Raw genomic sequence first — 12,209 nt, 5'->3', positions numbered from 1 at the left:
ATGAGCCTTAAAATAGTGTGCAGCAAATAAAAAAGGTGAGCACTTTACGTGCCCACCAAATAATTTTAACGTGATTCGATAGGTGTGTAGCTACGTGCATCTGGCCCAGTGTAATCAGCACTTGGACGAATAATACGGTTATTTGCACGTTGCTCTTTAACGTGTGCTGTCCAACCTGTTACGCGGCTCATTACAAATATTGGCGTAAATAATTTGGTCGGAATATCCATAAAGTGATACGCCGATGCGTGGAAGAAATCAGCATTACAAAATAACTTTTTCTCGCGCCACATTACTTCTTCACAACGAACAGACACAGGGTAAAGTACATCATCACCTACTTCTGCTGCGAGCTTTTCAGACCACTTTTTAATAATTACGTTACGTGGATCTGATTCGCGATAAATAGCGTGGCCAAAGCCCATAATTTTATCTTTACGCTCAAGCATGCCCATAATTTCTTGCTCTGCTTGATCTGCGCTGGTGAAGTTTTCAATCATATCCATTGCCGCTTCGTTAGCACCACCATGTAATGGCCCACGTAACGTACCTATGGCACCGGTTACACATGAATGAATATCAGATAGCGTTGATGCACACACACGACCAGTAAAGGTTGAGGCATTAAATTCATGCTCTGCGTATAAAATTAGTGACACATTCATTACTTGAGCAAATAGCTCAGACGGGGCTTTATCGTGTAATAAGGTTAAAAAATGCGCGCCAACTGAGTCGTCATCTGTTTGCGTTTCAATGCGTACGCCATCATGCGTAAAGCGATACCAGTAACAAATAATACTTGGAAATACTGCAACCATGCGGTCAATTGCATCATTGGCTTCGCTAAAATCATTTTCCATTTCAAGGTTACCCAGCATAGAGCAACCTGTGCGCATCACATCCATTGGGTGTGCGTCTTTTGGAATGTTCTCAAGCACTGTTTTAAGCGCTTGTGGTAAGCCGCGTAAGCTTTTTAGTTTAGCTTTGTATTCTGCAAGCTCACCAGTTGTTGGTAATTCGCCACGAGATAATAAAAACGATACTTCTTCAAACTGCGCTTTTTCAGCAAGCTCGCTAATATCGTAACCACAATAAGTTAAACCTGAACCTGTTTGGCCTACTGTACATAATGCAGTTTGACCTGCTACTTGTCCGCGTAAACCTGCACCCGCTAATACTTTAGTACTCATAATTTATCTCCTTAAATTGTTATTATTATTTAGTTGATGAAAAAAGGTTATCTAGGGTATTTTCATAGGTGTGATAATCTAAAAAATCATACAGCTCAGCACGGGTTTGCATATTTTCAATTTGGCTTTGTTGCGAACCTTCATTTAAAATTGAGCTGTATACATTATAGGCTGCTTTGTTCATCGCTCTAAATGCGCTTAATGGGTAAAGCACCATTTCAACGCCTACATCGCCTAACTGCTCTTTAGTATAAATAGGCGTTTGACCAAACTCAGTAATGTTAGCCAATACAGGAACGTTAATCGCTTTTGTAAATGCTTGGTAGTCGGCAAGGTCGTGCACGGCTTCTGCAAAAATGGCGTCTGCACCGGCTTCAACACACGCTGCTGCGCGCTCAATAGCGGCATTTAAACCTTCTTTTTGAAACGCATCGGTACGTGCCATAATGTAAAAGTCACTATCGGTTTTTGCATCTACAGCAGCTTTAATACGGTCAACCATTTCACCTTGGCTAACTATTTCTTTATTTGGGCGGTGGCCACAACGCTTTTGCGCTACTTGGTCTTCAATATGGAAACCGGCAGCGCCTGCTTTAGTCATTTCTTTTACTGTACGGGCAATATTAAACGCACCACCCCAACCTGTATCTGCATCTACTAATAAAGGTAAGTCGCTTGCACCGGTAATACGGCGAATATCTTCAAGCACGTTATCAAGGCTAGTCATACCTAAATCAGGCATACCAAAAGAAGCATTGGCAACACCAGCACCCGATAAGTAAATTGCCTGATGACCCATTTTTTCAGCCATCATTGCTGTGTACGCATTAATAGTACCCACTATTTGTAATGGGTGATTATTGGCAATAGCCTGTTTAAACTTTGATCCTGCTGACATTCGTTTCTCCTAACTTTGAACGGTGGCTGCTCTGGGGCAGTTTTGATATTTTAAATACTAAAACGATTTATTTAACTGGCTTTAGTTTGCGCTGCAAGTAAATCAAATTTAGTTTGAATATTGGCTTGTGAAGCACTTATGTGGCGCTTCATCAACATTTCGGCTAATTCACCATCGTGGTTTTCAATCGCATTAATAATAGCTAAGTGCTCATCAAATGCTTTTGATACCCGCGGACCAACCATACCCATTTGTACGCGGTACATTCTTATTAATTGATAAAGGTCGTGGCATAGCAAATGAATCAAGTGGGCATTTTTACTGCCTTTAATAATGCGGTAATGAAAATCTAAATCACCTGCTTCTTGATAGTACGACTCGCCTTCTTTTACTCGTTGCGTTTTTAAATGCTGATTAAGTAATTGCTTTAAACCTTGGACTTCATCGGCTGCCATATTGTCGGCAGCAAGACGACACGCCAAGCCCTCTAAGGCACTGCGCACTTGATAAACTTCTATCAAGCGATCTGCTGTTAACGATACAACTCGGCAACCTATGTTGGCTTTACGCTCAACTAAATAACAGCTTTCTAAACGATTTAACGCTTCACGCAGCGTTGCACGGCTTACCCCGTAACGCTTTGCCAGTTCTGGCTCAGATATTTTACTGCCTTGTGCTATGCTGCCCTCTACTATTTCTCGGCGCATATTTACAAACACTTGATCTGATGCGGTTGTAATAGGTGTTTCATTTAACAGGCTTTGCGTCATAGGTTACTATTAGATTGTCGACAATTTATAAAGCCACTATGAACTCACTACCACTAAGTGTCAACCCTAAAACAGTATGTAAAACTTAAAAAACACACTTATTGTCGACATCATTAGCCTAAAGTATAATAATTGTCTGCTCTAAAGTGATAAACCACTGCTAAGTGTCGACACCAATAAAAACTAACTTTTTACCTGTTAAGCACTGAAACACACTTTAAGAAATGTTATTATTTGTCTTTAATATAACGACTGGCCAAACCGTGGACGCAAATACCTTTATCCCCGAGCACTTTATCGATGATGTAAAAACCTATTTACCTGCACACCTAGATATAGACGACTTTATTAATGCTTGCCGGCGGCCACTACGAAAATCTATTCGTGTTAATACCTTAAAAATATCTGTTACTGAGTTTAAGCAATACGCTAAGCAAAAAAATTGGCTACTCACTCCTATTCCATGGTGCGAGGAAGGTTTTTGGTTAGAGCGCCCTGCCGCAGAAGAGCAAAACCTAGCACTTGGCAATACCGATCTTCACCTTAGCGGTGCTATGTATGTTCAAGAAGCAAGCTCTATGCTGCCCCCCATAGCACTAAAACAAAGTATAGAGCACACTAATTACGTTCTTGATATGGCATCTGCACCTGGTTCTAAAACTTCGCAGCTTGCTGCACTAATGAATAACCAAGGGGTGTTGGTTGCAAATGAGCTTTCGTCATCACGCTTAAAAGTACTTAGCGCTACTTTAAAACGCATGGGAGTAGGTAACTGTGCGTTATCGCATTTTGATGGGGTGATTTTTGGTAATTATATGTTTGAGTGCTTTGATAGCATTTTACTCGATGCCCCCTGCTCTGGCGAAGGCACAGTACGAAAAGATGCAGATGCACTAAAAAATTGGTCAATCGACTCTAATATTGAAATTGCCCAAGTACAAAAAGATCTAATTAAAAGTGCATTTTACGCCTTAAAGCCCGGTGGAACCTTAGTGTATTCAACCTGTACGCTTACTCCACTTGAAAACCAACACGTGTGCGACTTTTTACTCAGTGAATTTGGCGACTGTATAATACCCGAGTCTTTAAGTGATCTATTTCCTGGCGCAAGTAAAGCAACTACGCCAGAGGGGTATTTACATGTGTGGCCGCAAACTTTCGACAGTGAAGGCTTTTTTATTGCCAAATTCAAAAAACAAGCAAGTAGTGACAACCCTAATCTAAAAGTCAAAAAAGGTGCTTTTCCGTTTCAGCAATTTGAGAGCAAAAAAAGTGCTGTTTTTATGCAAACACTTAAGCAACAATTTGGTTTAAATACCTTACCGGGCACATTAATGCAGCGCGATAAAGAGCTGTGGTTATTTCCGCAGGAGTTTGAAGCTGTGCAAAACAAAATTAAATACGCCCGTTTAGGCATTCAACTTGGTGCCATTCATAATAATGGCGTGCGTTTAGCCCACGAGTTTGCAACCGCATTTGGTAAGCAGTGTAAAAGTAATGTATTGCCTTTAACCGACACTCAAGCTAACGACTACTTTCAGGGTAAGGATATTCGCTTAGCTGATGTAAGCCAAAATACAGGAGAAGTTATTTTAACTTTATGTGGCTGCCCTATTGGCTTAGGTAAATGGCAAAAAAATAAAGTTAAAAACTCACTCCCACGCGATCTAGTACAAAATACGCAGCTAATAACATGGGCACAAAGCAATTAAACAGCGTTTAATGTAAAATGTGAGTATTAAAACATGCATACATTTGTGAATATGATTGAGTTGTTAAAAGTACTTAAATTCGGATAATAAATGTGCGGTTTTAATCATATTAGCTATACTTATATGTACTTTCTTCTTCTCCCTATAATCAAGAAAGCGTCTTCAGTTAACGTAAGGCTCAACTAAGAGTCATTTTATAGCCCAGAGTTTTTATAACTCTGGGCATTTTTATTTGCCACTACCACAATGTTTTTTAAATATATAACTTTTGCGAACAGAATCGAAATCGCCACCAAATTGTAACGATAAACACAATATGGGTAAGCTATTACTTTGTTTTGCAATATCAAATACTTGATTGAATTTATAGCCATATTTAACTGCTAACTTCAATTCGTTAACATATAAAGCTTTGTATTGTGGAGTTAGTTGCGACCAATGAATCAACGCTATTTGAATAATACCTAAATGTACATCAAGCTTATAAGGCCCTACTTTTTTTGCTTGTTGAATATAATCATAAACCTGCTCTGTGGGCCCATCTTGATAACTCACCACTTGCGCCAATGCTATCCAAGTTTCTGCCCATGTTTGCCTTAATTCAATAGACTTTAAAAGCGCTTGTTCGGCTTGTTTATAAGCCAGCTGATGTGTAGGAGCATTAATTACAGTCGGCTGATTTAAAATACTTACTGATAATATTTTTATATACGCATTCAAGTGCCAATAATGAGGATGGCTTGGCTCAAACTTAGCCGCTAAAGTAATAGCTTTTTCGGCCTGCTTTAATTCTGAGCGCTTAATTGGAGAGGACAGCTGTTCCAGCGTATTTCTAGCATTAAAATACCAAGCATTGGCGCGTATGCTTTTTATACTGTAATAGGCAATAAACAAGGTTATAAGCGCTAAAACAATAATAGGGATTAACCTATTTAATTTAAAACTAATCACAAAATAGTGACTCAGTTAAGCGCCAAGGGTTAGTTACAAATAACATATGTGCTTTATCCTCCCCTACTAAATTACTCACAATGTGTTTTGCTTTACTAAGTATTGGCGGCCTACGTTTTACCGAATGCGCATCAGAGGCAACATAATTAACTAAATTACCTTTAAGCATGTTATTGCTAATTTGTTTTGCTTTATCCCCCCACCCCCCTTCAATACTTGAAGCGGTTAATTGAAACTCACAACCTAACTGCTTTAAATGTTCTATATAAAAAGGATTAGCCTGAATATCACGGTTACGTTCAGGGTGAGGTATAATCACTTTAATATTTTGTTTTGTTAACCAGCCAATAAACTTATCGTAGCCTGGTGGTACATGAGAATGTGGTAGCTCTAACAATAAGTAATTTGCTCCGGCTAAATTCCCAATGAAGGGCAATTTATTTGCCTTTACCAGTGCCATTAACTCTATATCAAGGCGTACTTCTGCCGCTACTGCTAGCTTTATAGTAATTTGAGCCTGTTTTGCATGCTCTTTTAAATCAGCTAAGTCTCTGCGAAGTTGTACCGCGGAGTTATCAAATCGCCCTATATGAATATGCGGAGTAATCACCATATGTGTTATTCCATCACTTTGCGCTAGCTTTAATAATGCTAAAGATTCATTTAAATTTTTAGCACCATCGTCAATACCGGGTAAAATATGCGAATGAATATCAATCATAATTTAGCCATTAGGTTGAGGTTTTTCTGGCGGTTGTGAGTAATCATAATAATCATAGTATCCGTAGCTATGCTCATCTTTAGTTTTGCTCATATCTACTTGGTTAAGTATAACGCCTGCCACATGTGCTTTTACCTCAAACAAACGCTCTAACCCAGCTTTAATCGGTTTTACCCTGGTTACGTCTGCTCTCACTACATACACTACCGAATCAACACTTTGTGCAATTACTAATGCGTCACTAACCGCTTGTGTTGGGGGGGTGTCAATAATGATGTGATCGTACTTGGTTTTTAAAACCTTTAATAACTCATCAAACCGGGCGCTAGAGAGTAACTCTAACGGATTTGATGGTATTTGCCCACTTGGCATAATAGCAACACCAGAGCGCTCATCTAAATGTACGCACTCAGAAAACTGCTCTGTACCAGTAATTAAATTACTTAATCCCGGGTGAAATACAGGTATATCAAACCGTTTTGCTAAGCTGGGTTTACGTAAATCAGCATCAATCAGTAAAACGCTCCCCATTTGCGCAAGCGATAAGGCTAAGTTAGCTGATGTGGTGGTTTTCCCTTCACCTGGGACGCTTGATGTAACTGCTATTATTTGATGATTTCGGTCTAACTGAGTAAGCAATAAGCTTGTTCTAAATGTACGCACAGATTCTGCAAAGCGACGGTATTTATCCTCTAAATATGCGTATATCGGAAACGGATTCTTTCTCGATATTTTAACTTTGGGTAATAAACCTAGCATGCGTTGCGCTAGTTTACTTTCAACGTCATTTTTTGTTTTTACCGTATCGTTTAATGCATCAAATATAAAGCTCATCACTACTGCAAAGGCAAAGCTAGCTATAAATGTAATTATTACAATAAGCTTTTTATTGGGCTTACTGGGATATTTAGGTGTGTATGCTCTATCGGTAAAGCGAGCTGCTGCTGAGGTGAAGTCGCTGGTTACTTCGGTTTCTTTAGAGCGAGATAAAAATGTATTAAATATATTTCGGTTAGTTTCAACTTCACGTTTTAACTGATTATACTGCGTTTCTTTGCGTGTAATATATTGATAATCATCTCGGATTTTTTTCAAATCCGCTTCTAATGTATTAACGGTTCGAGTTGTTCTGTTTAACTCTTTTTCGATACCTGTAACTAGGCCTTTAATTTGCTTATTTAAATTAGCTTTTACAGTTGCAAGTTCAGCTTTAGCAGAAATCATTTTTGGGTGCTTATTGCCATATACTTCGCCCAAGTCACTCACTTTTCGCTCAACAAGTACTAACTCGCGCTTTACATCTTGTACTACTTTATGTGATGTTATTTCCGGCATACTACCTAAAAATTCTATATTATTATTTCCGTACTCCTTGATTACTCTGTTTATACTCTTTAAATTATTTCTTGCGGCTCGAGCATCAACTAACTGCTGAGACATTTGCTCTAGCTCTTGTGTCACTAGCCCCGCAATACCTTCTATATCAACTAATTGCTGCGCCTCTCGGTACGCCTGCAGTCGAACCTCTGAATCATCTAATTGGATCCGTAACTGTGACAAGCGTGTGTTTAACCAGCTTGTTGCCTGTTGCGTTATCCCCATTTTGGCGCGCATTTGGCTGTCTATGTATACCTCACCTACCGTATTTGCTACTAAGGCTGCAAGTTTAGAATCACTCGACTCAAAACTCACCCTAACTAATTGCGTTTTACGAATTGGTGAAACTATTAATGCTTTATTAAATATACTAAGCAAATCTTGCATTTGTTGCTCAACTTGATCTTCATACGAGAGCGCAGCAACTTCTTTTTTATTTAAAAAAGGCAGCAACTCTTTAATTAGTATATTAACTTCATTAAATATTGAAGGTTTTGGAATAAAGTCAGTGTGTGACTGCAGATCTAGTTTCGTAATAACTTCACGTGCAATACTGTCTGATTTTATTACCTCAAATTGAGTTAAATAATATTCTTTTTGGTTTGAGTCTAAACCATATATTTCTTCAAAACTAACCGCTTTAGCCTGCTCAGCTTCAATTAATAACGTTGCACTTGCTTTATATTTAGGTATTAAAGTTAACGTAATCATTATCGCTAATAATGTAATAACTATCGCAAAGCTCAAAATTCGCCACTTTGCTTGCTTAATAACATTAAAGTTAATGCCCAACTCAATTACATCATCATTATTATTATTATTAAATTTTTCTGATTGTTTATTCATTCATCACTGCCTTTAACGGCTTAAAACAAGCGCTGTTCTATTTTAATGGTGTCGCCCGCTGCAATTTGACTGTTTAAACTGCCTCTATGTTGCTGCTCTTTTGTTTGCTCTTTAAAAATATATATTTTATCTATCGATGCTCGCTCTGTTAATCCACCGCCAAGTGCAATCGCTTGATTTACTGTCATTGCCGGCTGATAAGGGTATGCACCTGGGTTATTTACCTCACCATGAATATAAAAAGGTCGATATTGTGTAACTTGCGCATACACATTGGGGTTAACTAAATAGTCAGGCTGTAGCCCTCTTATTATTATTTGTTCAACCTGTGATGTATTTAGGCCAGCGAGTTTAACTTTTCCCAAAAAAGGGTAATTAACTTTGCCACTGTTACCTAATAACGCCGTCACATCTAAATCTGGTTGGCCAAAAACTTTTATTTCAATTTTGTCACCTGGCCCTAAAGTATAGTTTTGCGCATTTTGGCCAAAACTATTAAAACTTAATAAAAAAGCCAGGCAAACAAGCATCCAAAATTTCATCGATTAGCCTTTAAAACAAAGGTAAAATTAATCCCGACAATGACACGATCATATTCAATCGTATTTTGATTAGAGTTTTTATCTATAAAATCAACGTAACTAGATACCATCCCAAAGTTACTAACCAAATAGTTTAAACCTAGTCGAGCCGCTGTTGTTTTATCTTGTCTGCCAACATCCCCTGTGTATTGCTCATCTGCATAATTTAAACTTGCCAACGAACTAAAGTAATTACTCCAATTGTGATCCCAGGTAATGTTATAAACACTCTCTTTAATATAATCACCTGCTACTAAGGGATCTTTAGCTGAGCGGCTAGTTAAAAATTGTAACGATGAATAAGTAAGTGGTTGCCAAAGTACTGCGGCTTCCCAGCTTAAACCGGTAAAATCTTCACGTAGGTCAGAAAAAAAATCTTTGTCTTGATAACCGACTTTGAAGGTACCGGATGTTACCGCCGTTGCCTCCCACTCTATTCCCAGTAATATTTTTCTGTCATCTGAATCTCGTGAAATACCATTGGCTTGCAAAACATCATAGCGGTACTTTTCTTGTGTTAGCTCCAAAAAAGTGCGCGTTGCTGCAAGCGTATTGTAGTAACCGGTTATTCCCACTAAAGTTTTATCATAATCGCGATATTGAGATACAGGTCTAAAATTTTGGTATTTTTTATTGAAAAAACCAGCAATAAGCGCAACTTGAGCTTTAGAGCTTTTTGCGCCATATTCATAACGCGTTGTTACATTTTGCTGTTGGTACTTTACTAATTCATTAACAATATCCCCCAAACCTTCGGTTAAACCACTTCCTCTGGGTTCATATAACCAATCTGCATCACCTTTAATATCGAGTCTATGCTGTTGGGTAAACTCTTTATGAACGCTCGCTGCTGTGGTCACTTGAGTGAAGTTATCTGTGGTATCTTTATTATGAAAGGACGTTATTGTTCCAACATTAAGCTTATAATTGTCTGGGCCATCTTCAATTACAGCCGAAATGTTAGGTGATATATTCCATATTAACCGCGACTCCTCATTAGTTGGTGTTCTAAAAAAGTTATTATTAGTACTCACTCCTGTTTGTAGTGTAGGCGTTATTTCGGCACCATCTTTTGTAATAATACTACCTGGTTTTAGGTTAGCCGTTGCATAAGGACTGCCCCCAATACAAACAACGAGTAGGCAAGGGGCAATTGTATTAGTAGGCATTTTCATTCTTAAATCCTTTAAATATTGTTATGATTATTATTTTTATATCAAATAGTAATGACCAGTTCTTAATATAGTGTAGGTCATACTCTACACGTTTCGCCATTTTTATTAACGTATCTGTTTCACCACGCCAGCCGTTAACTTGCGCCCACCCTGTAATGCCTGGTTTGGCTTTGTGCCTAAACATATAAAACTCTACTTTTTTTCTATACTCTTCGTTGTGCGCAACCGCATGAGGTCTTGGGCCAACAATGGACATGTCACCTTCAAGTACATTTAAAAACTGAGGAAGTTCATCAAGACTCGTACGTCGCAAAAATCGGCCTAATTTTGTTATCCTCACATCATTTTTTGTAGCTTGAGTTACCACTTTGCTGTTTTCTGTTACTGTCATTGAACGGAATTTCCAAACTTTTATTTTTCGTCCATCAAGTCCGTAACGATCTTGCTTAAATATTACAGGACCAGCTGATGTTAATTTCACTGCCGCGGCAATAACTAATAGTAATGGCGAAATCAATAACAATATAATCATTGAAAACACAATATCCTCTGTACGCTTAATAAACTCATGAGCACCAATGCATGGCGACTCAAACACACTCAAAGTATCAACTTCGCCAACATGTTCAATACGCGCATGTATAAGATTAGAAAGTAAAAAGTCAGGTATTATATGCACATCAACAGTGGTATCACCCAGCTGCAATAAAATGTCTGCAATACGTTTTTCTGCTTTCATGGGAAGAGCAATATATAACACATCAACTCTGCCCTCTCTTGCTAAATCCACAGCTTTTTGTATGTTGCCTGCAACATCATGAGAGGCTAATTTACTAAATAAACGCTCTGGGTTTCTATCATCAAAAAACCCTAAAAACTTAAAGCCTAACTCATCATTCTTCTCAATTTCATCATATAAGTAAGCAGCGGTTTCTGTAGCACCAATGATGGCTACATTGCGTAAATATGAACCAAATTTACGACGATTTCGCTTATACAAGTACACAGCTAAGCGCCATAAATATAAATAAAGCATGCTTAATAAAAACCACAAGCTAATGCCAATCCGAGATAAGGATTCTGAAAACTTAAAAATAAATGATATAAAAAACAAACAAGCGAATGAAACTAATAAAGCGCCCCAAACACACAACATCATTACCCTAAACTTCCCTGCTCGCCACGATCTATAAGTGGAAAATATTTCAGCGCAATATAAGTAAATTAATGCAACACTTAGCACTGATACCATATAAAAAGAGCTTAGATTAAAGTTATAAAATAAGGCGGAGCATTGAAAAGCAAAAAACAATGCAAAAATATCGAAGAGTCTATAAAAGCAGGCATCTGACGAACCTGATAACTTAAATGTCCTTGAAGAGCTCATAACTATTAATTCCTATTAATTGGTCTCAGGTAAGAAGAAGCATCACTAGACTATGGAATTAATACTAAATTAACATCTCAAATTGCACAATTAACATACAGGCGGGTTTACTAATATACAAAAGGTTAAAGCTATTTTATTAAACATATTTCTTAAAATATAAATGTATCTAAACTACAACTCCCCATCTAAACAACAGCCCTTTTTTATGTAATCATGCTTAGATATTTAAATAAACAATGCATGAATCCATCTGGTTAATATTATGAGTAGGGTATACGTAACTTACTCTCTCAGTAAAAACTATGCCGATGAATAAAAGCTAATAGCATAATATTACAATAAATTTTGCACATTTTTGGCTCTGTACTTGATGTGTAATTTGCCCTACAGCTATTTTTAATTATCATCTACTTAGTTTTAGCAACTACATTCATTTACTAACAACATAATAGCAACCTATTACCTTGGGGCTTAATTACTGTTTACTTGAAGGTTTTAATAGTTTTATTTATAGCCAATAAAACAAACACAAAATAAACAAACACAAAATAAACAAACATAAAACAAAAACAAACATAAAAGATCGCTTTATACAGCC

The 12,209-nt window shown here is 37.6% G+C and carries 10 protein-coding genes; 1 reads left to right on the top strand and 9 read right to left on the bottom strand.

Going from position 1 to position 12,209, the window contains the following annotated elements; all coding sequences use genetic code 11:
• Nucleotides 1-65 precede the first annotated feature (65 nt).
• The 3 genes from prpC to H5079_RS03065 form a co-directional block, all read right to left on the bottom strand.
• Nucleotides 66-1,190: a 2-methylcitrate synthase gene (gene prpC / locus H5079_RS03075; RefSeq protein WP_086994992.1), complete on the bottom strand. Its 1,125-nt coding sequence runs from the start codon at nucleotides 1,188-1,190 to the stop codon at nucleotides 66-68.
• A gap of 25 nt (nucleotides 1,191-1,215) precedes the next feature.
• Complete coding sequence (gene prpB, locus H5079_RS03070) at nucleotides 1,216-2,088, bottom strand: methylisocitrate lyase (RefSeq protein WP_011328451.1); 873 nt, start codon at nucleotides 2,086-2,088, stop codon at nucleotides 1,216-1,218.
• Between the two features lie 71 nt (nucleotides 2,089-2,159).
• Nucleotides 2,160-2,858 (bottom strand): GntR family transcriptional regulator, encoded by a 699-nt coding sequence (locus H5079_RS03065; RefSeq protein ID WP_011328452.1) that lies wholly within the window; start codon nucleotides 2,856-2,858, stop codon nucleotides 2,160-2,162.
• A gap of 263 nt (nucleotides 2,859-3,121) precedes the next feature.
• Between H5079_RS03065 and rsmF the strand changes: the two genes are divergently transcribed.
• Nucleotides 3,122-4,570: a 16S rRNA (cytosine(1407)-C(5))-methyltransferase RsmF gene (gene rsmF, locus H5079_RS03060; protein ID WP_182683400.1), complete on the top strand. Its 1,449-nt coding sequence runs from the start codon at nucleotides 3,122-3,124 to the stop codon at nucleotides 4,568-4,570.
• Nucleotides 4,571-4,798: 228 nt separating this feature from the next.
• On the opposite strand, the gene H5079_RS03055 is transcribed toward rsmF, so the two are convergent.
• Genes H5079_RS03055 through H5079_RS03030 form a run of 6 tightly spaced genes read right to left on the bottom strand, consistent with a single transcriptional unit; the run spans nucleotide 4,799 to nucleotide 11,608 of the window.
• Nucleotides 4,799-5,521, bottom strand: a complete 723-nt coding sequence (locus tag H5079_RS03055; protein ID WP_182683399.1) for a VpsP family polysaccharide biosynthesis protein — start codon at nucleotides 5,519-5,521, stop codon at nucleotides 4,799-4,801.
• Nucleotides 5,514-6,242, bottom strand: a complete 729-nt coding sequence (locus tag H5079_RS03050; protein WP_011328455.1) for a tyrosine-protein phosphatase — start codon at nucleotides 6,240-6,242, stop codon at nucleotides 5,514-5,516. Before H5079_RS03050 ends, H5079_RS03055 begins: the two co-directional genes overlap by 8 nt.
• Nucleotides 6,243-6,245: 3 nt before the next feature.
• Nucleotides 6,246-8,465, bottom strand: coding sequence for a polysaccharide biosynthesis tyrosine autokinase (locus H5079_RS03045; RefSeq protein WP_182683398.1), 2,220 nt, complete (start codon nucleotides 8,463-8,465; stop codon nucleotides 6,246-6,248).
• A 20-nt stretch (nucleotides 8,466-8,485) separates the two neighbouring features.
• Entirely contained in the window at nucleotides 8,486-9,007 is a 522-nt protein-coding gene (locus H5079_RS03040) for a polysaccharide biosynthesis/export family protein (RefSeq protein ID WP_182683397.1), read from the bottom strand.
• Nucleotides 9,004-10,221 carry an outer membrane beta-barrel protein gene (locus H5079_RS03035; protein ID WP_011328458.1) on the bottom strand — a complete coding sequence of 406 codons (1,218 nt, stop codon included), beginning with the start codon at nucleotides 10,219-10,221 and terminating at the stop codon, nucleotides 9,004-9,006. The genes H5079_RS03040 and H5079_RS03035 overlap by 4 nt, the downstream gene beginning before the upstream one ends.
• Entirely contained in the window at nucleotides 10,205-11,608 is a 1,404-nt protein-coding gene (locus tag H5079_RS03030) for an undecaprenyl-phosphate glucose phosphotransferase (protein ID WP_011328459.1), read from the bottom strand. Before H5079_RS03030 ends, H5079_RS03035 begins: the two co-directional genes overlap by 17 nt.
• Nucleotides 11,609-12,209 lie beyond the last annotated feature (601 nt).

The sequence above is a fragment of the Pseudoalteromonas sp. SG44-5 genome, assembly GCF_014164175.1.
GTDB classification, from domain to species: Bacteria; Pseudomonadota; Gammaproteobacteria; order Enterobacterales; family Alteromonadaceae; genus Pseudoalteromonas; species Pseudoalteromonas nigrifaciens.
Note: the sequence above shows the minus strand (reverse complement) of the source record. Positions and strands in the feature narration are given on the sequence as shown.